General features: G+C 70.6%; 21 protein-coding genes. 9 read left to right on the top strand and 12 right to left on the bottom strand.

Annotation, left to right across the window (positions count from 1 at the left end):
* Nucleotides 1–126 precede the first annotated feature (126 nt).
* Complete coding sequence (locus ABD205_RS13590) at nt 127–330, top strand: hypothetical protein (protein WP_344045491.1); 204 nt, start codon at nt 127–129, stop codon at nt 328–330.
* Between the two features lie 173 nt (nt 331–503).
* On the opposite strand, the gene ABD205_RS13585 is transcribed toward ABD205_RS13590, so the two are convergent.
* Nucleotides 504–932: a hypothetical protein gene (locus ABD205_RS13585; protein ID WP_344045489.1), complete on the bottom strand. Its 429-nt coding sequence runs from the start codon at nt 930–932 to the stop codon at nt 504–506.
* The gene (locus tag ABD205_RS13580) at nt 929–1387 is read right to left on the bottom strand and encodes a hypothetical protein (RefSeq protein ID WP_344045487.1); all 459 of its coding nucleotides are present in this window, start codon (nt 1385–1387) and stop codon (nt 929–931) included. The genes ABD205_RS13585 and ABD205_RS13580 overlap by 4 nt, the downstream gene beginning before the upstream one ends.
* A 307-nt stretch (nt 1388–1694) precedes the next feature.
* On the opposite strand from ABD205_RS13580, the gene ABD205_RS13575 reads away from it, so the two are divergent.
* Nucleotides 1695–2183 (top strand): hypothetical protein, encoded by a 489-nt coding sequence (locus ABD205_RS13575; RefSeq protein WP_344045485.1) that lies wholly within the window; start codon nt 1695–1697, stop codon nt 2181–2183.
* Between the two features lie 248 nt (nt 2184–2431).
* On the opposite strand, the gene ABD205_RS13570 is transcribed toward ABD205_RS13575, so the two are convergent.
* Both ABD205_RS13570 and ABD205_RS13565 read right to left on the bottom strand, forming a co-directional pair.
* Nucleotides 2432–3451, bottom strand: coding sequence for a toll/interleukin-1 receptor domain-containing protein (locus ABD205_RS13570; protein ID WP_344045483.1), 1020 nt, complete (start codon nt 3449–3451; stop codon nt 2432–2434).
* A 477-nt stretch (nt 3452–3928) separates the two neighbouring features.
* Nucleotides 3929–5320: an NAD-dependent malic enzyme gene (locus ABD205_RS13565; RefSeq protein ID WP_344045481.1), complete on the bottom strand. Its 1392-nt coding sequence runs from the start codon at nt 5318–5320 to the stop codon at nt 3929–3931.
* Between the two features lie 137 nt (nt 5321–5457).
* Here ABD205_RS13565 and ABD205_RS13560 point away from each other — a divergent pair, with 137 nt between their 5' ends.
* Nucleotides 5458–6123 (top strand): adenylate kinase family protein, encoded by a 666-nt coding sequence (locus tag ABD205_RS13560; protein ID WP_344045479.1) that lies wholly within the window; start codon nt 5458–5460, stop codon nt 6121–6123.
* A 157-nt stretch (nt 6124–6280) separates the two neighbouring features.
* Here the strand turns inward: ABD205_RS13560 and ABD205_RS13555 are convergent, their stop codons facing one another.
* Nucleotides 6281–7108 (bottom strand): purine-nucleoside phosphorylase, encoded by an 828-nt coding sequence (locus tag ABD205_RS13555; protein ID WP_344045477.1) that lies wholly within the window; start codon nt 7106–7108, stop codon nt 6281–6283.
* Nucleotides 7109–7118: 10 nt separating this feature from the next.
* A complete protein-coding gene (locus ABD205_RS13550) occupies nt 7119–7577 on the bottom strand; it encodes a gamma-glutamylcyclotransferase family protein (protein WP_344045475.1) in 459 nt (152 codons plus the stop codon).
* A 95-nt stretch (nt 7578–7672) separates the two neighbouring features.
* On the opposite strand from ABD205_RS13550, the gene ABD205_RS13545 reads away from it, so the two are divergent.
* On the top strand, nt 7673–8638 hold the full coding sequence (locus ABD205_RS13545) for a nitroreductase family protein (RefSeq protein ID WP_344045473.1): 966 nt from the start codon (nt 7673–7675) through the stop codon (nt 8636–8638).
* Between the two features lie 76 nt (nt 8639–8714).
* Nucleotides 8715–10115 (top strand): dihydrolipoyl dehydrogenase, encoded by a 1401-nt coding sequence (gene lpdA / locus ABD205_RS13540; protein WP_344045471.1) that lies wholly within the window; start codon nt 8715–8717, stop codon nt 10113–10115.
* Nucleotides 10116–10190: 75 nt separating this feature from the next.
* Here the strand turns inward: lpdA and ABD205_RS13535 are convergent, their stop codons facing one another.
* Both ABD205_RS13535 and ABD205_RS13530 read right to left on the bottom strand, forming a co-directional pair.
* Complete coding sequence (locus ABD205_RS13535; RefSeq protein ID WP_344045469.1) at nt 10191–12467, bottom strand: ATP-binding protein; 2277 nt, start codon at nt 12465–12467, stop codon at nt 10191–10193.
* A 69-nt stretch (nt 12468–12536) separates the two neighbouring features.
* Entirely contained in the window at nt 12537–13283 is a 747-nt protein-coding gene (locus ABD205_RS13530) for an RNA polymerase sigma factor (protein WP_344045467.1), read from the bottom strand.
* A 110-nt stretch (nt 13284–13393) separates the two neighbouring features.
* Between ABD205_RS13530 and ABD205_RS13525 the strand changes: the two genes are divergently transcribed.
* Together ABD205_RS13525 and ABD205_RS13520 are read left to right on the top strand one after the other, a co-directional pair.
* Entirely contained in the window at nt 13394–14800 is a 1407-nt protein-coding gene (locus ABD205_RS13525) for an NAD(P)H-quinone dehydrogenase (protein WP_344045464.1), read from the top strand.
* Nucleotides 14801–14909: 109 nt separating this feature from the next.
* The gene (locus ABD205_RS13520; RefSeq protein ID WP_344045462.1) at nt 14910–16106 is read left to right on the top strand and encodes a SpoIID/LytB domain-containing protein; all 1197 of its coding nucleotides are present in this window, start codon (nt 14910–14912) and stop codon (nt 16104–16106) included.
* A gap of 17 nt (nt 16107–16123) precedes the next feature.
* On the opposite strand, the gene ABD205_RS13515 is transcribed toward ABD205_RS13520, so the two are convergent.
* Nucleotides 16124–19501, bottom strand: coding sequence for a pyruvate carboxylase (locus ABD205_RS13515; protein ID WP_344045460.1), 3378 nt, complete (start codon nt 19499–19501; stop codon nt 16124–16126).
* A 44-nt stretch (nt 19502–19545) separates the two neighbouring features.
* A complete protein-coding gene (locus tag ABD205_RS13510; RefSeq protein WP_344045458.1) occupies nt 19546–20469 on the bottom strand; it encodes an NAD-dependent epimerase/dehydratase family protein in 924 nt (307 codons plus the stop codon).
* A 127-nt stretch (nt 20470–20596) separates the two neighbouring features.
* On the opposite strand from ABD205_RS13510, the gene ABD205_RS13505 reads away from it, so the two are divergent.
* Nucleotides 20597–21292 carry a TetR/AcrR family transcriptional regulator gene (locus ABD205_RS13505; protein WP_344045456.1) on the top strand — a complete coding sequence of 232 codons (696 nt, stop codon included), beginning with the start codon at nt 20597–20599 and terminating at the stop codon, nt 21290–21292.
* A gap of 3 nt (nt 21293–21295) precedes the next feature.
* Here ABD205_RS13505 and ABD205_RS13500 read toward each other — a convergent pair whose 3' ends face one another.
* Together ABD205_RS13500 and ABD205_RS13495 are read right to left on the bottom strand one after the other, a co-directional pair.
* The gene (locus ABD205_RS13500) at nt 21296–22336 is read right to left on the bottom strand and encodes a DNA polymerase IV (protein WP_344045454.1); all 1041 of its coding nucleotides are present in this window, start codon (nt 22334–22336) and stop codon (nt 21296–21298) included.
* 23 nt (nt 22337–22359) lie between these two features.
* The gene (locus tag ABD205_RS13495; protein ID WP_344045452.1) at nt 22360–23223 is read right to left on the bottom strand and encodes a LysR family transcriptional regulator; all 864 of its coding nucleotides are present in this window, start codon (nt 23221–23223) and stop codon (nt 22360–22362) included.
* A gap of 83 nt (nt 23224–23306) precedes the next feature.
* On the opposite strand from ABD205_RS13495, the gene ABD205_RS13490 reads away from it, so the two are divergent.
* Nucleotides 23307–24224: an EamA family transporter gene (locus ABD205_RS13490; RefSeq protein ID WP_344045450.1), complete on the top strand. Its 918-nt coding sequence runs from the start codon at nt 23307–23309 to the stop codon at nt 24222–24224.
* The last annotated feature ends 85 nt before the right edge of the window (nt 24225–24309 follow it).

The raw sequence follows: 24309 nt of genomic DNA, 5'->3' as shown, positions 1-24309 counted from the left end.
ATCCGGCGGCTTCGATGTGCGTCACATCGCCTTTGTCTCGACACGTCTCAGGAGATGTGCCTCCAGACTGCGCTCGACTTGCCGATGGAGTGTGCACCCCATCAACCACATCGAAGGCAGAAGCGTGTGGACCTCCAGCCGAAGATCAGCGACGACGGCAAGTTCTATTGGGATGGCCAGCGGTGGCAGCCACTCGCGTCGCAGAGCCCGTTGACCATTGAGCACTCAACGAAGATGCCTGGCCAGCGGTTGCCCGGTTGGGCGATCGTGACGATCGGCGTCGTGATGCTTTTCGGCCTGCTCTTCTGGATCGGTGCAGCGTCGTCCTGATCGCACGTGGGGTCAGCGTTCGGTCCACTAGTCGGTGCCAGTCCCGCGCGTGAACCACCTGATTACTGTCGTCCTCGAGGCGCGTCATATCGCCGCGTTGCGGCGCTACGAGCCGACCGGATCTGACGGCCGAGATGCGGGCGGGGCTGTCGACGGCGGATCGGCCAGGGGCGTCAGTTGGTAGGACGAACGTCCAGGAACGCGAGGGCGCTCCCTGTATCTGCCACGATCGAGGGGTGTGAGTCGAGAAGCGCCTCCTCGGTAGACGTTAGGACCCGGGAGATGACTTCACCTCGCGTCTTGACCAGGAGCAGGTTCCCAACTCGAATGACGGCCTCCGGTGTATCCGCGAGAGACCCACTCAGATTCTGTACGGCCTCCAAGTATTGCTCTTTAAGGTCTCGACCGTCTGACTTGGCTTGGCGTGCTTGCAGCTCGCGAGCAAGCTTTTCGACGCGATCAGCACTTTCAGCCACCATTCGAGCCTCGCGCTTGCGACGCTGGAGAAGCGACGCGGATCTCTTAAGAACGTCTACCGCCGCCCCACTCGCTACGGCCACGCTAATGCTTGCCAGGAGCTCCGGAAGGAGGATCGCGCTCATCCGCCTACACCCTCACCACGGACGTTGATTACGAGAGGTTGTAGTTGCCCGCTAGCCGCCAAGCGCGCGTCCACGACCGATACCGAGATCGAGACCACGGTTGCAGCGAGCAGGAGGAGAAGGCCGACGCAGGAATTGAACATTGCATGCGTTGGCTCCCCGCTCAGCGTCGCTTGACCGGCCATCACGCCCCACGCACCAGAAGAGAACAACAACACAAGCATCGTCATCCCGCCCAGAGAATGCGGATCACCCCGCTCATTAGACAGCGAGAACCCTGGCTTACGGGTGAGAGCGTGGGCCCCGACGGCCAGCGCGACGCCCATGAACGCGAAGTCGCCCCGACCCCCGATCCCCTTGAGGCTGACAGGGTTGTCGCTTTCTACCAAGGAGAGGATCACTACGAAGACGGGTAGCACCACTACGGGAGCGAACGAATACAGAAGCCAGGCCATGAACCCATCGATCCTGTGACTTCGCCGCTTCGCCACGGGTGAGTCTCCAACCGATCTAGAGGTAAGGAACTCAGGTGAGACTAGACCATGACGAACCCTCCATCGCGCCTTCCGACTTGTCGCGCAATGGGCGCTGGGGCCGAGCACGCACGTGCCGCTGACAGCGCGCTCAGAAGCTGCGTCACACCGCCGCCTGCCGGCCGCATAGGTCTACCTGCCCGGGCGCTCCCAGGTGCCTGGTCAGCCATGCTGGGCAAATTGCGGCTCAACTCGGCTCGCGGACTTTGGGCAGTGACACCTTCGGGCTATGGACGCTGACGAGCCCGGGCCGCAACGCGAGGTTCAGCCGGAGCGAGACTGGGATCACATCTTCGATGCCCTGAGTCTGGAGTACGGCACCCTCCGCGAAGAGTTGCTCGAGAAGACCACCCGCAGGGCGCAGACGACGGCTTTCATGTCTGCTGCCGCGGCCGCGTTGGTCGCGATCGCCTCGGCGAAGGACGCCGATTGGGTGCCTCTCCTCGTCGCTGTCGCGGCTGTCTTCGGCGTCCTCGCGGCACTGACGTGGGTGCAGAACAGCCGTACCATCGGGCGGCTATCTACCCATGTCGCCCAGCTCGAGCTCGACATCGATGAGGCCGTCAACCGCAATCTCGCGGCCACGCAGTACCTTCGCTGGGAGACCGAACACCAGAAACGCAACTGGTGGTACAAACTCTGGTACGGAGCGGGCCGGGCGCCGCAGTCACGAGCTGATCCGGAGAAGGACGAAGCCGAGAACGGCGGCCACGCGTGACCTGCGTCATCGCGACCGAAGCAACCGGCGTCGCCCTGCTTCGACCGAGTTGGTCCCTCCGCCGCCTGTCGGCGCCGGCTACCAACCGGGTCCCCAGATGAGCGTGCACGCAGCGAGAGCGAAATGCGCTATCCCTCGAGCTGCCGTTCAGCCTCGGAGCACCGTCAATGGGCGCAGTAGCGCTGATGTTGCCGAACCCGAGTCGGCAGTTTGAGCGCGCCACGGAGGTCGCAGGTTAGGGCTCCGTCCTACTCCGCCGCCAACGTCGGCAAGTCGTCAAGGCTGAGGGCGGCGGTGCGGTCGGTGGCGATGACGTAGCGCATCACCGCGACCGGTTCATAGCCGTTGGGGCCGGGACGGAAGATGACGTCGTCGAGCATGAGGAGCGCCCAATAGCCCCCTCGGTTCATCATGACCAACACGTCGCCGGGCGCGGTTCGCTCGATGCGATTGGACATCGGCAGGGCGGCGAGGTCGGCGAACGTTTCGGGGCGTTCAGCAGCCACAGCCACCAAGCCGATGTTGCCGATGCCGTCTTTGAGGTGGCGGACTCCCTTTGGTCCACCGGGTTGAACCGCGCCACCGTAGGGGTAGTCCATCTGCAGTTCGAAGCGGGCCTCCTCGCTGCCGAGGGCGAACTGGCCGGAGTTCTCGTTGAGATTCACCTGAACCAACCCGCTCGTTCGGCCATCGTGCCAGCGGGCCGGGTCGTTGCGGATCGCAGCCCGGGCCTGTGCCTCCGTAGTGCCGACGAACGGGTTCGGACCGAGCGGCGGGGCGGCCTCGATCGGCGCCCCGTGCAGTTCGCGCAGCAGTCGCTCGTACGCAGCTTCGTGGTCGCCACGAAAGTCGATCCAGGTTCTGCCCACAAGATACGTGGGCACAACGGGATGGTCAGCCACCGTGCCGGAGTCCGGGACAACCGGTATGACCCGGTTGCCACCCAAGTCGCGGTAAACGGTCGGAGAGACGATGGTCGTCTCGGTGCCGACACCGGAAGACTGCTCGGCGCGGCGGTCTGCCTTGGGGCCGTAGTCGTCGGAGAGCACGATTAGGACACGGGCCGACGGATCGGCGTACCGCTCCATGAACAGGTACAGGTCGTGGCCGAGGCGCACGTCCCACCGGTCGAGATGGACGTCAACACCGTTCGCGCGCAATCGACGAGCCAGGTTAGTGACCCACGCGACATGCTGGTCGCTGGCCCAGGAGTATGAAACGAAGGCCACCGGCGGCTCGGGCTGCTCAGGAGTCGGTGAGGTCTGCACGCAGACACCTTGCCCGAATCGACGCGTCGGCGGGCGCTGTTCATGGCTGCGCGACGTCCAATCACGGCATTGACAGCGCGCTCACCGAGTTGCGTCACACCGCCGCTAAAGCATCCGAAGAGCGAGCCCGACCCTCAGGCTTCAACGCCGGTGAGTAGCGCCCGGGCCGTCCACGCATGTCGGACGCAGCTGGCACGTTAGTCAGGGCCGCACATACCGCGTTGTCATGCTTGTCGATGATCGCCTCCTGCGTATCGGCGCATCGAAAGTAGGCGATCAGGAGCACATCGACACTGGACGAATCAGGGAGCCGCGCACTTGAGGTTGAGGTGTCGGGAAGCCAGCATCACAGCGCGCCCGGACTCACAGAACATCATGTGTCGCCGGCCGGCGAAGCCGGGGCCGGCAGCGGCATCCGGACTTTGCGACGGTGTCAGATCCCACCGGACGATCGTCCACCTCTGGACGGCTCGTCGCTCACGCGTCCCCGGCAGTGGCTCCCTGACGGACCGCGGCAGCGACTGCACCAGCGACATTCGGGTCGAAGACCGAGGGAACGATATAGCTGGCGTTGAGGGCCGAGGGCTCGACGGCGTCGGCGATGGCTCGGGCCGCTGCGACCATGAGCTCTTGGGTGATCCTGTGCGCGCCGGCGTCGAGCATCCCGCGGAAGAACCCGGGAAAGGCGAGGACGTTGTTGATCTGGTTCGGGTAGTCCGAGCGACCGGTCGCAACAACCGTCGCGTACTGGGCAGCCTCACCTGGATCGACTTCGGGGTCCGGGTTCGATAGGGCGAACACGATCGCGTCTTCGGCCATCGTCGCTACCTCCTTGCCGGTGAACAGGTTCGGGCCGGAGACGCCGATGAACACGTCGGCCCCGGCCAGCGCGTCGACGAGCGTGCCCTCGAATCGGTCCTCGTTGGTGCGTTCGGCGATCCAGCGCTTGGCTTCGGGCAGGTCCGGCTTGCCCCGGTGGATCGCGCCGTTCCGGTCACACGCCACGATGTGTCGGGCGCCCTCTGCCTGGAGGAGGGTGATGATCGCATGCCCGGCCGCACCCGCGCCGCTGATCACGATCCGCACGTCGGGGAGTCTCTTCCCGACCACGCGCAAGGCGTTGGTGAGCGCCGCCAGGACGACGATAGCGGTGCCGTGCTGGTCGTCGTGGAAGACAGGGATGTCGAGTTCGGCCCGCAGCCGGGTCTCGATCTCGAAGCACCGCGGTGCCGCGATGTCCTCGAGATTCACCCCGCCGTACACCGGGGCGATCGCCTTGACGATCTTGATGATCTCCTCAGTGTCCTGGGTATCCAGGCAGACCGGCCAGGCGTCGACCCCGGCGAACTGCTTGAACAGCGCCGCCTTGCCCTCCATCACCGGAAGTGCGGCAGCGGGGCCGATGTTGCCCAGTCCGAGGACCGCGGATCCGTCAGTGACCACGGCAACCGTGTTCCGCTTGATCGTGAGGCGACGGGCGTCGTCCGGATTCGCAGCGATCGCCAAGCACACTCGAGCCACGCCCGGGGTGTAGGCCCTCGAGAGGTCATCTCGATGCTTGAGCGGCACCTTCGGCACCACCTCCAGCTTGCCGCCGAGGTGCATCAGGAAAGTCCTGTCGCTGACCTTCCGGACGTGCACGCCCTCGAGCGCGTCGAGAGCGGCTGTGATGAGGTTCGCATGGTTCGCGTCGACCGCGTCACAGCTGAGGTCGACCACGAGACGATCGGTGTGAGATTCAGCGATGTCGAGCGCGGTGACCGAAGCTCCGGCCTCGCTGACTGCTGCAACGAGTCTCCCGGTGGAGCCTGCTGCGGCCGGGGCATCGAGACGAACGGTGATGGCGTATCCCGGGCTCGGCGTGACCATGAATGGATCCTGGCACTTGCAGCGTAGGCCCGTCACCACCGTGTCAACGTCGGCTGCGCCAGAGTGGGCCACACCGCCGCAAGAGCCCTCTCAGGACCACGTCCGCGGCTCTGCCCTCGGCGCCCTACGATGCGGTAGTGCGCAAGTACGTGATCATGGGAGTGCAGGGCAGCGGTAAGGGCACACAGGCCGCGCTGCTGGCAGACGACCTCGACCTGGTGCAGATCAGCGTCGGCGACCAGATGCGCTGGCACGTTCAACACCACACGAAGATGGGTGCACAGGTGCGCCGGGTCATGGCCGCCGGCGAGCTGATCGACGACGAACTGGTCGCCTCCGTGGTGAGCGACCGCCTCGCGATGCACGACTGGAACTTCGGATTCATCCTCGACGGGTTCCCTCGCAACCGGCGCCAGGCGGAGTTCTTCTTGGAGAGTTACGACATCGACGGCGTCATACATCTAGACCTGCCTGACTCCGAGGTCCGCCGTCGTGTGCTGGCCCGCCGGCTGTGTGGCCGGTGCGGCATGGACTACAACCTGATCGCACACCGACCGCGCGACGAGGGCCGTTGCGACGTGTGCGGCGGCGAGCTCCTCAGCCTTGAGGACGACACCGAACACGCGCTGGCCGCCCGGCTGCGCGACTACTACGCCAAGACCGACCCCGTGCTCGACCTGTTCCGACGCAAGGAGTTCGTCGCGACCGTCGACGCCCGACCAGACCGCGATGCCGTGCAGCAGGACATCCGGAGGCAACTTGGCCTGCCCGATTACCAGCCCGGACACACGGACACCACCTGATCCCTTCACCCCAGCGTGCACCGTCAGCGAGGCGCGTCACACCGCCGCGAGTGCATCAAGCCACCCCGCCGAAGCGCGCTTCAGAGCGAGATCAGAGGCTCAGAGCTCGTCTCGGAATCGGCGGCCTCGGCGATGCCGATGCCCGCGCGGGCCGGCGTCAGAGGCGCGGGACGAGCCTGCTGAGGAGGTCGCCCATCCGAGATGCCGCGGCGCGGCCGGCCTCCAGGACCTCCTCGTGGTTCAGCGGCTGGTCGCTGATCCCGGCGGCGGCGTTGGTGACCAGGCTGATGCCGAGCACCTCCATGCCCGCCTCGCGTGCCGCGATCGCCTCGAGGGTCGTGCTCATCCCGACCAGGTCGCCGCCGATGATGCCGGCCATCCGCACCTCGGCCGGCGTCTCGTAGTGCGGGCCGGGGAACTGCACGTAGACGCCCTCGTCGAGGTCGGGCTCGAGCTCCTTCGCGATGCCGCGCAGGCGGGCGCTGTAGAGGTCGGTGAGGTCGACGAAGTTGGCGCCGACCAACGGCGAGGCGCCGGTCAGGTTGATGTGGTCCTTGATCAGCACCGGGGTGCCGGGCGCCCAGGCGGGGTTGAGTCCACCGCAGCCGTTGGTGAGCACGATGGTGCGGCACCCGGCGGCGGCCGCCGTACGCACCCCGTGGACGACCGCGTTGACGCCCCGGCCCTCGTAGTAGTGCGTCCGGGAGAGGAAGACCAGCGCGTTCTTGTCGCCGACCCGGATGCTCAGGATCCTGCCGGAGTGGCCGGCCACCGCGGCGGCCGAGAAGCCCGGGAGGTCGGTGGTGGCGACCTCCGCCGTCACGCCCTGCTCGCCTCCGGCCAGCATCTCGGCGGCCGGGAGCCAGCCGGAGCCGAGCACGAGTGCGAGGTCGTGCCGTTCGACGCCGGTCGCCTGGGCGAGCTGCACGGCTGCCTGCTCGGCGAGCGTGTAGGGCGAGGGGTCGTACGTCGAGAGCGCGTTCACGCGCGTCAGCCTAGTGGTCCCAGTCGGTGGACCGGCACGGCCGCCGACGGAGCTCGGCGACGTAGTCCTCGGGTGCGTCGGCCGCCTCGGCGGCGTTGGCGAGGGTGCCGAGCAGGTGGGCCGAGGGGAGGCCGCCCTCGTAGGCGTCCAGCACGTAGGTCCAGGCGACGACGTCGCCGGCCAGGGTGTTCACCCGGACCTTCGTCTTGCGGTAGAGCCCGGTGTCGGTCGACTCCCACTGGTCGAGAGCGCCCTCGTCCTGGGGCGTGACGTCGAAGACGGCGACGTACACCTCGCTCGTCGGGTCCTGCACGATCGTCGGCAGCGCGCCGTCCCAGCCGTGCTCCTCGCCGCCGAACGTGAGCCGCCAGCCGATCAGCCAGCCGGTCGTCCTGAGCGGGGAGTGTGGGCATCGCTCGCCCATCAGCGCCGGATCGAGGTTGGTCCCGTAGGCGGCGTACGACGTCACGGCGCACAGCGTACGGAATGGCCGCCGCGAGGCATCCGCGGTGTTAGGTTTCGCGAAAGCGAACTGCGGGTGCTGGAGAGATGAAGGTCGGCCGGATGGCTGTTGTGAGAACGACCCCGGCACGTCGGGGTCCGTGGCGGTCGGCGAGGGACCAGTACGAGCTCGTCCGGGAGTTCCTCCGCGACGCGCGACGCTACGTCCGCCACTCCATCCCGCGGGGTGGCCCGGACCGGTTCGACACCCTCGACGGCATGTACCTCGACGCGGCGACGACACGTCTCTACCACCGCATCGAGAAGGGGATGACCCATCCGGCGCCGCGGCGACCGTTCGGCGACAGCGTCGCCAGCCGCGTCTCGCGCGCGATCGCGAGCCCCGGCGCGGCCGGCGAGCACCAGGGCTTCTTCGTCGAGCACGCCCGCCGGGCGCTCGACGCCCTCGACCGGTGGAACGCCGACGGCGAGATGACCGACGACATCGCGCCGCTGGGTTCGGCCCTGCCCGCGAACCCGCTCGACCCGGCGACGCTCGCCGCGTTCCTCGAGTCGCGGCACAGCGTGCGCAGCTACGACCCCGACCTGCCCGTGGACCGGGCGGTCATCGAGGAGGCCGTCCGGCTGGCCGGCACGGCGCCGTCGGTCTGCAACCGCCAGGCCGCGCGTGCCTACTACTTCGACGACAGGGCCGACATCGCGCGCGTGCTCTCGGTCCACGAGGGCTCGGCCGGATTCGGCAAGCTGCTCCCCGGACTGTTCGTCGTCACCTACGACCTGCGCGCCTTCGAGGCGGCCCGCGAGCGCAACCAGGGCTGGATCGACGGCGGCCTGTTCGCGATGACGCTCCTCCTCGCCCTGCACGGTCTCGGGCTCGGTGCGATCCCGCTCAACTGGTCGCGGCGCAACGAGGCCTCCGACCTGCTGCGCGAGAAGGCGGCCATCCCGGAGCACGAGAACATCGTCATGCTCGTCGGCGTCGGTCACCCCGCCCCCGGCCACCGCGTGGCGCGGTCGGCCCGGCGCCCGCTGTCGCAGGTGCTCCGCATCGGGATGCCACCCGCCTGAGCCGCCTTCCCCGGACAGGCCGGAGAGTGGCGAAGGCGACGTACGGCACCGCCTCCCGGCGGTCTAGGCTTGGACCGTGACCCACTTCGATGTCCTCGTCCTCGGCGCCGGCCCCGGTGGCTACGTCGCCGCCATCCGTGCAGCCCAGCTCGGCAAGTCCGTCGCCGTCGTGGAAGACAAGTACTGGGGCGGTGTCTGCCTCAACGTCGGCTGCATCCCGTCCAAGGCCCTGCTGAAGAACGCCGAGCTCGCGCACACGCTGACGCACGACAAGGAGAAGTTCGGCATCGAGGGCGACGCCGTCATGTCGTTCGGTCCGACGTACGCGCGCTCGCGCCAGGTGAGCGCCGGCATCGTCAAGGGCGTCCACTACCTGATGAAGAAGAACAAGATCACCGAGATCGACGGGTGGGGCACCCTGACCGGTCCGAAGGGGATCGACGTCAAGGGCAAGGACGGCGCCACGACGTCGTACTCCTTCGACAACCTGATCATCGCCACCGGCGCCACCGTGCGCAGCGTGCCGGGCGTGGTGCCGAACGGGCAGAACATCGTCACGTACGAGGAGCAGATCCTCACCGACCAGCTGCCGAAGTCGATCATCATCGGCGGCTCGGGCGCGATTGGCGTCGAGTTCGCGTACGTGCTCAAGAACTTCGGCGTGGACGTCACGATCATCGAGTTCCTCGACCGCATGGTGCCGACCGAGGACGCGGACATCTCCAAGGAGCTGCTGCGTCACTACAAGAAGCTCGGCGTCAAGGTCATGCTGTCGACGGCGGTGAAGGGTGCGGAGGACACCGGCAACGGCGTCCGCGTGACCGTCGCTCCCGCGGCCGGAGGTGACGAGCAGGTGCTGGAGGCCGACAAGTTCCTCGCGGCCTTCGGCTTCGCGCCGCGCGTCGAGGGCTTCGGTCTCGCCGAGATCGGCGTCGAGCTCACCGACCGCAAGGCGATCGCGATCGACGAGCGTGGCCGCACCAACGTGGAGAACGTCTACGCCATCGGTGACTGCACCGGGAAGTTCATGCTCGCCCACGTCGCCGAGGCCATGGGCATCGTCGCGGCCGAGACGATCGCCGGCGCGGAGACGCAGGAGATCAACTTCGACATGGTGCCGCGCGCGACGTACTGCCAGCCGCAGATCGGCTCGTTCGGCTACAGCGAGCAGCAGGCACGCGACAAGGGGTACGACGTCAAGGTCGCGACCTTCCCGTTCTCGGCCAACGGCAAGGCCCAGGGCCTCGGTGAGGGCGTCGGCTTCGTCAAGGTGATCGCGGACGCCAAGCACAACGAGATCCTCGGCGCCCACATGATCGGCCCGGACGTGACCGAGCAGCTGCCGGTGCTGACGCTGGCCCAGCAGTGGGACCTGACCGCTGACGAGGTCTCGCGCAACATCTTCGCGCACCCGACGCTGTCGGAGGCGGTCAAGGAGGCCGTCCACGGCATCGCGGGGCACATGATCAACCTCTGATCCACCATCGTCAGCGCCCCCGCCGGAAGCATCCGGCGGGGGCGCTGGCGCTTTCCGCGGCTCGGGCGGCCGGGCCTACTGGGGCGTGGAGCGCCGCACGTACCAGGTCGCGATCGCCGCACGCGAGGTCGCGTGCAGCTTGTCGAGGGTGTTCTGGACGTGGCCCTGGACCGTGCGCTCCGAGAGGAAGAGGCGTCCGGCGATGGCCCGGTTGCTCAGCCCGTCGGCGACCAGGGCGGCGACCTCCGCCTCACGGCGTGTGAGCGGGGCGTACGGGTTCGCGGCGGTCCGGGGATCCTTCCCGGTGATCGCGAAGGCGACCAGCGACTCCAGGGGCGCCTCGGCGCCGGCGGCGAGGGCCTGCTCGAACCGCGCGGGGCCGAGAGCGGCCTCGGCGGTCGCCATGCCGGCGTCCCTGAGCTCGCTGAACACCGGGGCGACCTGCACCCGGTCGAGCTGCCGCGTCGCGCCGCCGAAGAGTACGGCGCCGTCGACGGCGCGTCCGGCGGCCGCGTTCACCCAGGCGATGACGTCAAGGGTCAGCGTGACCACGGCGTCGTACCGGAGCTCCCACGCCGCTTGCAGGGCCTCGCGCTCGTGCTGGAGCGCCGCGTCCAGGTCGCCGGTGCGGAGGAGGAGGATGCCGAGGACCCACAGGTAGCTGGCACGGACGAAGCGCTCACCGGGGTTGCGGCTGCTGGCGTCCATCGCCTCGTCGATGAGGCATCGGGCCTCGTCGAGACGGCCGAGGATGCCGAGGGCCAGGGTCTGCCAGTAGGCGGCGTGGAGGTGGTCGTAGCTCTCGCGCCGGCCGTCCGAGCGCAGGGCCGTCATCGCCGCCCGGCCACGCTCGAGGGCCGTTTCGAGGTCCTGGCCGTAGAAGGCGACGGCGCAGGCCGCCGTGTCGTACCGGGCCCGCGTCTGCGGGGTCAGCGCGGAGTCGAGGATGCTCGCGGCGTGAGCGAGGAGGCGGTCGGCGTACGCCGTGTCGAGCTGCATCGCTCCGAACCAGGCCGCCATCGACGCCGCCTGGACCTCGCTGTCTCCTGCGCCGGCGCTGACGGCGAGGGCCTGGTCGATCCAGTGGCGGGCTTCGGTGACGAGGCCGTCGCACAGCCAGTAGACGTCCAGGTCGCGGCACAGCTGCAGCGCGGTCCGGGCGTGCCGCGGGTCGGTGACGGCGTACTCGAGGGCGGCGCGGATGGTGGCCTGCTCACGGCGGATCCTGCGCATCCAGGCCGCCTGGTTGGAGCTGAGCCACTCAGCGGCCAGGTCGCGGGCCAGTGAGGCGGCCCACGCCAGGTGCGCGTCCTGCCAAGGCGTCAGCTGGTCGGCGGCGGCCAGCTGCCTGATGCCGAACTGGCGCACCGGCTCGAGCATGCGGTAGCGGCCCGGAGTCGTCGCGTCCTGGGCGAGGATCGACTGGCCTGCGAGGGCCGAGACCAGGGTCAGCACGTCGGCGGCGTCGATGCCGTCCCCAGCGCCGACGGCCTCGGCGGCCTCCAGGTCGAATCCGCTGGGGAAGACGGCGAGGCGGCACCACAGCGCCTGCTCGTCGGGCGTGCACAGCTCATAGCTCCACTCGAGGTTGGCCGTCAGCGACCGGTGCCGTTCGGGCTGGTCGCGGTAGCCGGAGTCGAGCACGGAGAGCTGGTCATCCACCCGGGCGAGCAGGGTCTCGGGGGCGACCTCGCGCACCCGCGCCCCGGCGAGCTCGAGCGCGAGCGGCAGGCCGTCCAGGGCCCTGACGAGGCCGGCCACGGCCGCAGCGTTGGCCGTGGTGAGCTCGAACCTCGCCGAGGCCGATCGCGCCCGATCGACGAAGAGCTGCACGGCCGGGACCTCCGCGAGCTCGTCGGGCGACAGCACCGAGACGCCGGGCAGCTCCAGTGGCGGGACGTCGTAGACGACCTCGCGTGCGAGGCCGAGCGGGGTGCGGCTCGTGGCGAGGACCGTCACCGCCGGACATGCGTCGAGGATCCGGGCGGTGAGCGCCGCCACGGCGTCGAGGAGGTGCTCGCAGTTGTCGAGGAGCAGCAGGACGTGCTGGTCGCCGAGATGGTCGATGAGGATCTGCGGGTCCCATCCGGACCCGGGGACGTGGACGCCCAGCTCGGCCGCGACGACGTGGCCGAGGAGCGAGGCGTCGGTGAGCTCGGACAGGGCCACGACGACGGCCCCGTCGCGGAACCTCGTCTCGAGGTCGTCGAGCGCATGCACGGCGAGGCGCGTCTTGCCCGCGCCCCCGAGCCCCACGAGCGTGACCAGCCGGCGGCCCATGACCAGCTCGACGACCTCGCCGGCCTCGCGCTCCCTGCCGACGAGACGAGTCCCGGAGAGCACCATCGCCATAGTCGCTCAGACTATTTCGTCGGACGGCTCCTGTCTGCGTCGCCCTCCCGGGACGGCGACCGAGCCCAGCTAGGCGATCAGCCGCTCCAGCTCGACGGGGCGGTGGAGGGATGCGCCGACGGCGGCCAGCTCGGTCGTCGCCGTCCGGCACGACTCGCACTCGCCCACGTGCTTCGCCACCCGCTGACGCCGCCGGGTCGAGGTCCCGCGGACGTGCTTCGCGAGCTCGGACCTGATCGAGTCGCAGGCGGCCGGGCCCGGTGCGGTCAGGTGCTGCTCCAGGTAGGCGACCCGCAGGGCCTCGCGCGCCCGGGAGCTGAGCTGCGTCGCTGCATCGGGGCTGACTCCCAGGAGCTCGGCCACCTCCGTGGCGGGCCGGCCCTCGACCAGCCCGAGCCACAGGACCGCACGCCACCTCGGCGGAAGCGTCCTGAAGGCGTCGCGGACGAGCATGCTGTCCAGGCGGTCGGGGGTCTCGGGCTGCGGGACGCGCGAGTGGTCGTCGGCGACGTCGCGGATGTCGGCGACGGGGCTGACCCTGCGGTTGGTGCGTTGGTCGCTGATCCGGCCGTTCCGGACCGCGGCCACGAGGTAGGGCCGCACGGGGCCGGTGGGGCCGGCACCCTCGCGGATCAGTCGGAGGGTCCGCGTGAACGCCTCCGCGGCCAGGTCCTCGGCGTACCGCGGACCGACGGTCTGGAGGGCGATCGCCAGCACCGTGCCGTGGTGGCGGCGGTACAGCTCGGCGTACGCATCGGCGTTGCCGTCGCGGGCACGGAGCAGGAGGTCGGAGTCGGTGGGGGCCGGGTCGTGCATGACGTCGTCCTTGGTGAGCAGTGGGGTGGCCTACCACGGTGCCGTCGCCGGCCCCTCCCGCGGCACCGCCGAAATACCTGGTTTCGCCACCCGCTGCAAGAATGTTGCCCATGAGCAGCGTGGTGATCATCGGTGGCGGTCCCGGCGGCTACGAGGCGGCGCTGGTCGCCAACCAGCTCGGTGCTGACGTCACCGTGGTCGACCGCGACGGACTCGGCGGCAGCGCGGTGCTCACCGACTGCGTCCCGAGCAAGACGCTGATCGCGACCGCCGAGGTGATGACCGACATGTCGTCGGCCGCGGAGCTCGGCATCAACTTCCACGACGCCCAGGGCGACACCGCGACGGGCATCCGCGTCGACCTGGCCAAGGTGAACGCCCGCGTCAAGGCGCTCGCGAACGCGCAGTCGGCCGACATCGAGGACCGGCTCACCCGGCGCGGCATCCGCATCGTCAAGGGCGTCGGCCGGCTCGGCAAGGGCGAGGGCCGGGGCGGCGGCGAGGTCGTCGCCACCCGGCCGAACGGCACCGAGGAGTCGATCCACGCGGACGCCGTACTCGTCGCGACGGGTGCGCACCCTCGCGTCCTGCCCACCGCGCAGCCCGACGGCGAGCGGATCCTGACCTGGGAGCAGGTCTACGACCTCACTGAGACGCCGTCGCACATGATCGTCGTCGGCTCCGGCGTCACCGGGGCCGAGTTCGCCAGCGCGTACCTCGCCCTCGGCGTCCCCGTCACCCTGGTCAGCTCGCGTGACCGCGTGCTGCCGGGTGAGGACGCCGACGCCGCCACCGTCCTGGAGGACGTGCTCGAGAGGCGCGGCATGACCATCCTGGGCCGCTCGCGCATGCAGTCGGTGACCCGGGACGGCGACACCGTGACGGTCACCCTCACCGACGGCCGCACCGTGACTGGCTCGCACTGCATCCTCGCGCTCGGCTCGATCGCGAACTCGGCCGGTCTCGGCCTCGAGGAGGCGGGCGTCCAGCTCGACGACGGTGGGTTCATCCGCGTCGACAAGGTGAGCCGTACGACGGCCCCGGGCGTGTACGCCGCCGGCGACTGCACCGGCGGCTTCATGCTGGCCTCGACCGCGGCCATGGCCGGCCGCATCGCGATGCGGCACTTCCTCGGCGACGCCGTGCAGCCGATGGACCTCAAGCAGATCGCCTCGAACGTCTTCACCTCGCCCGAGATCGCCACCGTCGGCTGGTCGCAGGCGGCCGTTGACAGCGGCGAGATCCAGGCGGACGTCGTGAAGCTCGACCTGCGGGGCAACCCGCGGGCCAAGATGCAGGGCATCCGCGACGGCTTCGTGAAGCTCGTCGCGCGCCCCGGCACCGGCGTGGTCATCGGTGGCGTCGTGGTCGGCCCGCGCGCCAGCGAGCTGATCCACCCCATCACGCTGGCGGTCGCGGCGAACCTCACGGTCGACCAGGTCGCGAACGCGTTCACCGTCTACCCGTCGCTGAGCGGGTCGGTCGCCGAGGCCGCACGGAGGCTGCACCAGGTCTGACCGGCGGTGGCCGGCGGTGTGGCCGGGGCATGATGAACTAGGAACCGGAGACGTCGGGCGCGACACGCCGTACACTCCCAGGAGTTTTCAACTTCCCCTGGAGTCACACATGTCACGCACGACACTCCTCGCGGCGACGCTCGCACTCGGCCTGCTCGCGCCGGGAGCCGCGGTAGCGCGGACGGCGGAACCGGTGGTCGCCGTACCGGCCGGTGGGTCCCTGACGCTGACGGGCCACGGCTACGGCCACGGCCGGGGGATGTCGCAGTACGGCGCCGAGGGAGCCGCCCGTCAGGGGCTGACGTCGGCGCAGATCCTCGCGTTCTACTACCCGGGCACGACCGTCGCCCGTGTGGGCGGGAACATCAGCGTCCGCATCGGCTCCGACACCACGGCCGACACGATGGTGGCCGCGCGGGACCGGCTCGTCGCGCGGGTCGTCGGCCGCCCGTCGCAGACGTTCGCCCTCACGGGCCTCCAGCGCAGCGCGACCCGCTGGCGACTCAAGCCACTCTCGGCCACGCGCACCGCGCTGTCCTACCAGATCCCGGGGCACGCCTGGGCGCGTGCGCGGGTGCTCGACGGGCCGGCCGAGTTCTTCGCTGGCGGCGCCCCGATCACGCTCTACGTGCCGGGCGGCTCGGCGGCCTACCGCGGCGCGCTTCGCAACGCGCCGACCGCCGCCGGCGGCCGGGACCGCGACACGGTCAACGTGCTCGGACTGCAGAACTACGTCCGCGGCGTGGTCGCCCGCGAGATGCCGGCCGGGTGGAGCCCGGCGGCGCTGCAGACCCAGGCCGTCGCGGCGCGCACCTTCGCGGCGTACGACCGCGCGCACACTCCCGCGGGCCGGTCCTACCAGACCTGTGACAGCACGTCCTGCCAGGTCTACGGCGGCGTCGCCGCGGAGACGCGCGCGACCGACGCAGCGGTGGCCGCGACGAACGGCCAGGTCCTGACGTACGCCGGCCAGCCGGCGTTCACCCAGTTCAGCTCCTCGAGCGGTGGTTGGACGGTGCGCGGCTCGGTGCCCTACCAGGCCGCGAAGGCCGACCCGTACGACGCCTGGCCGGGCAACCATGTCCACGACTGGACCACGACGGTCGCCGCCGGCAAGGTCCAGGCGGCCTGGCCGTCGATCGGGACCCTGACCGGCGTCCAGGTCCTCGACCGCGACGGCAACGGCGACTGGGGCGGCCGGGTCAACAGCGTCCGGCTCACCGGCAGCAAGGGCTCCGTCACCGTCGACGGCACGGACTTCCGGATGACCCTCGGTCTGCGCTCGACCTGGTTCCGGATCGGCTGACGCCGAGTCGGCGAGTGTCAGCTGAGGACGAGGATCAGGTCGCCGCCGTCGACGGCCTGCGTGCTGCTGAGCGCGAGCCTCTCGACCGTCCCGTCGAGGGGCGCCGTGATGGCCGCCTCCATCTTCATCGCCTCGATGGTCGCCACCGTGTCGCCGGCCTTGACCTTGTCGCCGAGGGACACGCCGATCGTGACGACGCCCTGGAACGGCGCGGCGATCTGGCCGGGCACCGAGGGGTCGGCCTTCTCGGCGGCGGCCGCCTCGGCCTCCACCGACCGGTCGCGGACGGCGACGGGCCGCATCTGGCCGTTGATCGTGCACATGACGGTCCGGTAGCCGCGCTCGTCGGGCTCGCTGATGGCCTCGACGCCGAGGTAGAGCTGCTTGCCCTCCTCGATCTCGACCACGTGCTCCTCGCCGAACCGCAGCCCGTAGAGGAACTCGAGCGTCGGCAGGACCGCCACGTCGCCCCACTTCGAGCGTGCCTCGATGAACTCACGCGTCGGACCGGGGAAGAGCAGCCGGTTCAGCGTCGCACGGCGGTCCGAGGACAGCAGTGCCTCGTCCTCGGCCGAGAGCTCCTCGGCGGGTGCGGTCCAGGACCGGCCCTCGATGGCCTTGCTGCGGAACGGCTCGGGCCAGCCGCCGGGCGGGTCCCCGAGGTCGCCGTGCAGGAAGCCGATGACGCTCGCCGGGATGTCGTAGGACGACGGGTCGGCCGCGAACGCCTCGGGGTCGGCCCCGGCGGCGACGAGTGCGAGCGCGAGGTCGCCGATGACCTTCGAGGACGGGGTGACCTTGGGGATGCGGCCGAGGATGTCGTTCGCGGCGGCGTACATGTCCTCGATCTGCTCGAACTTCTCTCCGAGGCCGAGCGCGATCGCCTGCTGGCGCAGGTTGGAGAGCTGGCCGCCGGGGATCTCGTGGCGGTAGACCCGGCCGGTGGGCGCGGGCAGGCCGGACTCGAAGGGCGCGTAGACGCGGCGGGTGGCCTCCCAGTAGGGCTCCAGCGCATTCACGGATCCGAGCGAGAGCCCGGTCTCGCGCGCGGAGTGGTCGGTGGCGGCGACCAGCGAGGAGAGCGGCGGCTGCGACGTCGTCCCGGCCATGGCCGAGCAGGCCGCGTCGACCGCGTCCACGCCGGCCTCGATCGCAGCGGTCAGCGTGGCGAGCTGGCCACCGGCGGTGTCGTGGGTGTGCAGGTGCACCGGCAGGTCGAAGCGCTCGCGCAGTGCGGTGACCAGGGTGCGTGCGGCCGGCGCGCGGAGCAGGCCCGCCATGTCCTTGATCGCGAGCACGTGCGCACCGGCGTCGACGATCTGCTCGGCCAGCCGCAGGTAGTAGTCGAGCGTGTACAGCTTCTCGTCGGGCGAGGAGAGGTCGCCGGTGTAGGACATGGCAACCTCGGCGACCGCGGTCCCGGTCTCCCGCACGGCCTGGATCGCCGGCGTCATCTGCGAGACGTCGTTGAGGGCGTCGAAGATCCGGAAGACGTCGATGCCGGTGGCGGTCGCCTCCTCGACGAAGGCGCGGGTGACCGAGGTCGGGTACGGCGTGTAGCCGACCGTGTTGCGGCCGCGCAGCAGCATCTGCAGGCAGATGTTCGGCACGGCCTGGCGCAGCTCGGCCAGCCGCTCCCACGGGTCCTCGGAGAGGAACCGCAGCGCGACGTCGTACGTCGCACCGCCCCAGCACTCCAGCGACCACAGCTCCGGCGTCAGCCGGGCCACGTGACCGGCGACCCCGAGCAGGTCGCGGGTCCGCACCCGCGTCGCGAGCAGCGACTGGTGGGCGTCGCGGAAGGTGGTGTCGGTGACGGCGACCCGGTCCTGCGCGCGCAGCTCGGCGGCGAAGGCCTCCGGGCCGATCGCCAGGAGCCGCTGCCGGGTGCCGTCGGGCGCGGGCACGGCCAGCGAGACGGGAGGCAGCTTCGTCGCGGGGTCGAGGGTCACGGGTGCGACGCCGTGCGGCTGGTTGACGGTGACGTCGGCCAGGTAGGTCAGCAGCCGGGTGCCGCGGTCGCCGCTCGACCGCGCCGTCAGGAGGTCGGGGTGGGTCTCGATGAAGCTCGTCGTGATCCGGCCGGCCTCGAAGTCCGGGTCGTCGAGCAGTGCCTGCAGGAACGCGATGTTGGTGGCGACGCCGCGGATCCGGAACTCGGCGACGGCGCGACGGGCGCGGCGTACGGCGTCGTTGAAGGTGCGGCCCCGACAGGTGAGCTTGGCGAGCATGGAGTCGAAGTGCGCGTTGATCTCTGCGCCGGAGTAGGTCGTGCCGCCGTCGACGCGGACGCCGGCTCCGCCGGGGGAGCGGTACGTCGTGATGACGCCCGTGTCGGGCCGGAAGTTGTTGGCCGGGTCCTCGGTCGTGATGCGGCACTGCAGCGCCGCGCCCCGGAGCTGGACGGTGTCCTGGGAGAGGCCGAGGTCGGCCAGCGTCTCGCCGGAGGCGATGCGCAGCTGCGACTGCACCAGGTCGACGTCGGTGACCTCCTCGGTCACGGTGTGCTCGACCTGGATGCGGGGGTTCATCTCGATGAAGACGTAATTGCCCTCGGGGTCGAGCAGGAACTCCACCGTGCCGGCGTTGCGGTAGCCGATCTGCTGGGCGAACCGGACCGCGTCGGCGCACATCCGCTCCCGCAGCTCCTGGGGCAGGTTGGGTGCCGGGGCGATCTCGACGACCTTCTGGTGCCGGCGCTGCACCGAGCAGTCACGCTCGAAGAGGTGCATCACGTTGCCCTCGCCGTCGGCCAGGATCTGCACCTCGATGTGGCGCGGCTCGACGACGGCCTGCTCGATGAAGACCGTCGGGTCGCCGAAGGCGCCCTCGGCCTCGCGCATGCAGGTCTCGACCGCCTCCCGCAACAGCTCCGGCTGGTCGACCCTCCGCATGCCGCGGCCACCCCCACCGGCAACGGCCTTCACGAACAGGGGATAGCGCAGACCCTCGGACGCCGTCACGAGCTCGTCGACGTCGCGCGACGGGTCGATGCTCGCCAGGGTCGGCACCCCGGCGGCCTTCGCGGCAGCGATCGCGCGCGCCTTGTTGCCCGTCAGGGTCAGCACCTCGGCGGTCGGGCCGACGAAGGTGATGCCCGCGTTGGCGCAGGCCTCGGCCAGCGCCGGGTTCTCCGACAGGAAGCCGTAGCCCGGGTAGACCGCGTCGGCGCCGGCCTGCAGCGCTGCCTGCACGATCGCCTCGGGATCGAGGTAGGCGCGGACCGGGTGGCCGCGCTCGCCGATCTCGTAGGCCTCATCCGCCTTCAACCGGTGCTCCGAGCCGCGGTCCTCGTAGGGATAGACCGCGACCGTCTTGGCTCCGAGCTCATAGGCCGCGCGGAAAGCTCGGATCGCGATCTCTCCACGGTTGGCCACCAGGACCTTGTTGAACATGCCGCAACGCTAGCGGCGACCCAAGTTACCGGTCAGTCGGTGTCTCACCTTGTGCGAGCCCACCAGTCGACGGTCGCCCGCGCACCCGCCGCGATCGGGGTCGGCTCGAGGCCGAGGCGCTGCTGGCTGAGCGAGGAGTCGATGACGAACGGCCGGGCGAACTGGTACGACATCTCGGCCAGCTCGCGGGTGTCGCGGTGGACCAGTCCGATGGCCTTCAGCATCCAGGTCGGGATGCCGCGGACGGCGGGGGCGGCGACACCGGCTGCCCCGGCGTACGCCGCCACGAGCTCGCGTTGGCTCAGCGGCGCGGCGGTCGGGGCGAGCAGGAAGCTGTTCCACAGCGCCTCGGCGTCAGCGGCCGCGATCATCGCGTCCGCCAGGTCGGGGACGTAGGTCCAGGAGTGGCGTGCGTCGGGGTCGCCCATGACCCACATCGTGTGGCCGTCCATCACGGTCGGGACCATCCGCTCGCCCGCGTGGGCGTTGCGGACGAGCGGGCCGTAGAAGTCGGAGGCCGCCACGCTGACCGTGGGCGTCGCCGACTCCTCGCGCTGGCGGAGGAGCTCGACCCGCACGGCGGGCTTGCCGCTCGTCGCCGTGCGCGGGGTCGACTCGGTGATCGGGGCGTCGACGTGGCCGAACGAGTAGAGGCTCTCGGGGAAGACGACGACGGCGCCCGCCCGGCCGGCAGCGTCGAGGACGGCCCGCTCGGCACGGGGCAGCTCGGCTCGCCAGGTGTCGGCGCGGTAGGCGCTCGCGTGCATGCAGTCGAAGACGGCGGTGGCTCCGCTCAGGTGCTCGGCCAGGGCCGTGGCGTCGCTCGCGTCGGCCGGCCGGCGCTCGATGAGCGGGTGGTCCGGACCGCTGCCGGACCGGGTGAGCAGCCGGACCTTGCGGCCCTGCTCGGCGAGGCGGAGTGCGACGGTGGCGCCGACCGGACCGGCGCCGATGACGATGGCGTTCATGGGGATCTCCTCGTAGTGAAGCGAGAGCACTGCTCTCTGACTCCGAGGATGACATCGCCGTTCCCGAAATGCAAGAGCAGTGCTCACATTTGTTGACGGTGCTCTCACTTCCCGGCAACATGGCGTCATGCCCGGCACCCCTCGCGACCGCGCTCGCGCCCAGACGATGTCCGAGATCGTGCGGATCGGCCGCCAGCACCTCGCCACCGAGGGCGCCGCCGCGCTGTCGCTGCGCGCGGTCGCCCGCGACCTCGGGGTGGTCTCGTCGGCCGTCTACCGCTACGTGAAGAGCCGCGACGAGCTGCTCACCCTGCTCGTGGTCGACGGGTACGACGAGCTCGGCGACGCCGTCGACGCGGCCGTCGGAGCCGTTGCGGACGGCGACTACATCGGCCGGCAGGCGGCCGTCGGCCGGGCGGTCCGGGCCTGGGGGCTGGCCGAGCCGGCGACGTACGCGCTGCTCTTCGGCAGTCCCGTGCCCGGCTACGAGGCGCCGGCCGAGCGCACGATCGGTCCGGGCACGCGCGTGGTGCGGGCGCTGGTCACCCTCTGGAGCGACGCGTACGCCGCCGGCCGGCTCGCCCCGCCCGAGGTGACGGTGACGTCCCCGGGCCTGCTGGCGGGTTTCGCGACCGCGCGCGAGGAGCTCGGCGTCCCGGTGCCCGACGGTGTCATCGCGGCGGGGGTCTTCGGCTGGGCCGCGTTGTTCGGGTGCATCAGCTTCGAGATCTTCGGGCAGTACGGCAGCGACGGGCTCGGCGACCCCGCCGCGCTCTTCGAGCACCACCTGGAGCTGCTGGCCCATGCGGTCGGGCTCACCTGAGCGCTAGTAGCCGCCGTCAGGCGGCACCATCTCGCCGCGCACCCCGAGCAGGCGGATCGGCCGCGCGTCCTCGAGCCGGTCGAGCAGGTCGAGCGCGGTCGCGGCGATCAGCTCCACGTCGTACGTCGGCTCGGCGAGCTTGCGGCTGCGGTTGGTCGTGAAGAAGGGGGCGAAGCGGACCTTGAGGTGGACGCGCAGGCACGGCCGCCCCTCGCCCCGCAGGTCCTCGACGACCTGGGCCGCCAGCGCGCGCACGGCGGCGACGATCTCGGCCCGCTCGACGAGGTCGTGCTGGTACGTCGTCTCGCGCCCGTGCGCCCGTGGAACCCACGGGGTGGGGTCGACGGTGGTGTGGCCGCCTCCGCGGCCGAGCCGGGCGTAGTGCGGGCCCATCGTCGGCCCGAACTCCGGCACCAGCGCGTCCTCGTCGGCGCGTGCGAGGTCGGCGACGGTGTCGATGCCGAGCTTGGCCAGCCGGCCTGCGATCCGCGGGCCGATGCCCCAGATCGCCTGGGTCGGACGGTGCCCCATCTCCGCCATCCAGTTCTGGCGGACGAGGGTGTGGGTGCCGCGTGGCTTGCCGAAGTCGGTGGCGATCTTGGCCCGCGTCGTCGTGTCCCCGATGCCGACCGAGCAGTGCAGGCCGGTCGCGGCGAGCACGTCGGCCTGGATCCGATGCGCGACCGCCTCGGGATCGTCGGTGTCGACACCGACGAAGGCCTCGTCCCAGCCGAGCACCTCGACCGTCGCGCCCGGCACCGCTCGCAGCGTGTCCATCACCACCGCCGAGGCGGCCTCGTAGACGGGCCGGTCGACCGGCAGGAAGACGGCGTCGGGGCACTTGCGCGCGGCCAGCCGGAGCGGCATGCCGGAGCGGATGCCGAACTCTCGGGCCTCGTACGACGCCGTCGACACGACCGCCCGCTCGGTCGGGTCGCCACGACCGCCGACCACCACCGGCAGCCCGGCGAGCTCGGGACGGCGCAGCACCTCGACCGCGGCCAGGAACTGGTCGAGGTCGACGTGCAGGATCCACGACGTCACGGGGCCATCCTGACCTGTCGGGATCAGTGGCCGGCCAGCCGCTCGACCACCGCCCGCAGGGGCGGCCACGAGCGGCGGCCGCGGCGGGTGACGGCGTACGCGCGCAGGCGCACCCGGGGATCGGTGAGCGGCAGCACCTTCACGCCACGACGCGACGCCCGACCGCGGGGCAGGAGGGCGATGCCGCGTCCCGCGACCACGAGGTCGTCGACGAGCTCGAGGGAGTCGATGCGGTGCACGACCCGCGGTGCGAAGCCAGCCATCGAGGCGAGCATGCGCAGCACCTCCTCGTCGGCGGTGTTGCGGGAGTTCACGATCCAGTCGCGATCGGCGTACGTCGCGAACGGTGCCCGGTGCTCGTGGCTCGGCACGCCCAGCCCCCAGTCCATCTCCCACAGTGGCGTGACCTCGTGGTCCCGGCTCCACGAGGCGGGCGCGACGTTGTAGTCGTAGGTGAGCGCGAGGTCGACGGCGTCGCGGGCGAGCAGGTCGAACGCCTCCGGGGGCTCGTGCTCGTGCACCCGCACCTCGACGCCTGGCCGACTCCGGGCCAGATCCTCGATGACCGGCAGCAGGGATCGCCGGATCGCGGTGGCGAAGCCGGCCACCCGCAGGATGCCGGCAGGCTCGGCCGCGGGATCGAGGTCGAGCCGCGCGGCGTCGACGGCTGCGAGGATGGTGCCCGCGTGCTCGGCCAAGCGATGACCGGCGGGGGTCAGACGGACCCGGCGCCCATCAGGCTCGACCAGCGGCGTGCCGACCTCGCGCGCCAGCGCCGCGATGCCCTGCGACACGCTCGAGGTGGTGGTGCCCAGCTCGGCGGCGACCTCGTGCATCGAGCCGAGCCGGGAGAGCTCCAGCAGCAGTCGCAGACGTCGTGGGTCCATCCTCAGATTGTGTGGAAACCGTGAACGATATGTCCAGGAAAGTCACGTGGACGCGAACGGATTTCGTGGGTTGACTGGGCGACATGTCTCGAACCTCGGCCCGCACCGGCGTCGCGATGGCCATCGCGTCGATGCTCTGCGTCCAGCTCGGCCTCGCCGCCTCCGTCGGGCTCATCGACACGATCGGGCCGGAGGGCACGGCCTGGCTCCGGCTCTCCTGGGCCGGTCTGCTGCTGCTCGCCCTCCTGCGGCCGCGCCCCTCGATGTTCGACCGGCGTTCGTTCGCAGCCACCGTCGCGCTCGGCGTGGCCACGGGAGGCGTGACGCTGCTCTTCATGGCGTCCATCGCGCGGCTGCCGCTCGGCACCGCCAGTGCTCTGGAGTTCCTCGGGCCGCTGGGTGTGGCGGTCGTCCGCAGCGCCGGCCTGGCGCGCGTCTGGGCGCTGCTGGCGGGCGTCGGGGTCGTGCTGCTGACCGAGCCGTGGGCCGGGACGGCCGACCTGCTCGGCGTCGCGTTCGCGCTGGGCGCCGCGGTGTGCTGGGCGGCGTACATCGTGCTGACCCAGCGGGTCGGCGACGAGGTCAGCGGCATCGTCGGCCTGTCGGTGTCGATGCCGGTCGCAGCGATCGTCGCGACCGTCGTCGCCGGCCCGGAGGTCTTCGGTCGCCTGACGCCGGAGATCGTGATCGTCGGGCTCGGCCTGGCGATCCTGCTGCCGGTCGTGCCCTTCTCCCTGGAGCTCCTCGCCCTGCGCCGGCTCAACGCCGGCGCGTTCGGGACACTGATGGCGCTCGAGCCCGCGTTCGCGCTCCTGATCGGTCTACTCGTCCTGCACCAGGTGCCCAGCGCCCTGGGCGTGGTCGGCGTCTGCTTCGTGGTCGCCGCCGGGGTCGGCGCCGAGCGCAGCGGCGCTCGTAGTGCGCACGGCACGGCGGCCGCGGGCGCCAAGGAGTCGGCGGTCCGGGCGATGGTCGGGTCGCCGCCGCAACTGTCACGGTGATGGTTGGGGCGATCGGTGACAGTTGCTAGGTGTCACCGATCGCCGGAACTGTCACGGTGATAGTTCCGGCGATCGGTGATAGTTG

Origin of the sequence: Nocardioides panacihumi (genome assembly GCF_039530925.1) — a bacterium.
GTDB lineage: Bacteria > Actinomycetota > Actinomycetes > Propionibacteriales > Nocardioidaceae > Nocardioides > Nocardioides panacihumi.
The sequence above is the reverse complement of the archived record's forward strand: the minus strand, read 5'-3'. Positions and strand labels throughout refer to the sequence as shown.

Bases quoted from the DNA above. Each gene is read 5' to 3' on its own strand.
- ABD205_RS13545 (WP_344045473.1), top strand. From the start codon at position 7,673: ATGGCTGTTGTGAGAACGACCCCGGCACGTCGGGGTCCGTGGCGGTCG.
- ABD205_RS13520 (WP_344045462.1), top strand. From the start codon at position 14,910: ATGTCACGCACGACACTCCTCGCGGCGACGCTCGCACTCGGCCTGCTC.
- ABD205_RS13535 (WP_344045469.1), bottom strand. From the start codon at position 12,467: ATGGCGATGGTGCTCTCCGGGACTCGTCTCGTCGGCAGGGAGCGCGAG.
- ABD205_RS13585 (WP_344045489.1), bottom strand. From the start codon at position 932: ATGAGCGCGATCCTCCTTCCGGAGCTCCTGGCAAGCATTAGCGTGGCC.
- ABD205_RS13505 (WP_344045456.1), top strand. From the start codon at position 20,597: ATGCCCGGCACCCCTCGCGACCGCGCTCGCGCCCAGACGATGTCCGAG.
- ABD205_RS13525 (WP_344045464.1), top strand. From the start codon at position 13,394: ATGAGCAGCGTGGTGATCATCGGTGGCGGTCCCGGCGGCTACGAGGCG.
- ABD205_RS13515 (WP_344045460.1), bottom strand. From the start codon at position 19,501: ATGTTCAACAAGGTCCTGGTGGCCAACCGTGGAGAGATCGCGATCCGA.
- ABD205_RS13565 (WP_344045481.1), bottom strand. From the start codon at position 5,320: ATGGTCACGCCGAGCCCGGGATACGCCATCACCGTTCGTCTCGATGCC.
- ABD205_RS13575 (WP_344045485.1), top strand. From the start codon at position 1,695: ATGGACGCTGACGAGCCCGGGCCGCAACGCGAGGTTCAGCCGGAGCGA.
- ABD205_RS13510 (WP_344045458.1), bottom strand. From the start codon at position 20,469: ATGAACGCCATCGTCATCGGCGCCGGTCCGGTCGGCGCCACCGTCGCA.
- ABD205_RS13530 (WP_344045467.1), bottom strand. From the start codon at position 13,283: ATGCACGACCCGGCCCCCACCGACTCCGACCTCCTGCTCCGTGCCCGC.
- ABD205_RS13580 (WP_344045487.1), bottom strand. From the start codon at position 1,387: ATGGCCTGGCTTCTGTATTCGTTCGCTCCCGTAGTGGTGCTACCCGTC.
- ABD205_RS13495 (WP_344045452.1), bottom strand. From the start codon at position 23,223: ATGGACCCACGACGTCTGCGACTGCTGCTGGAGCTCTCCCGGCTCGGC.
- ABD205_RS13490 (WP_344045450.1), top strand. From the start codon at position 23,307: ATGTCTCGAACCTCGGCCCGCACCGGCGTCGCGATGGCCATCGCGTCG.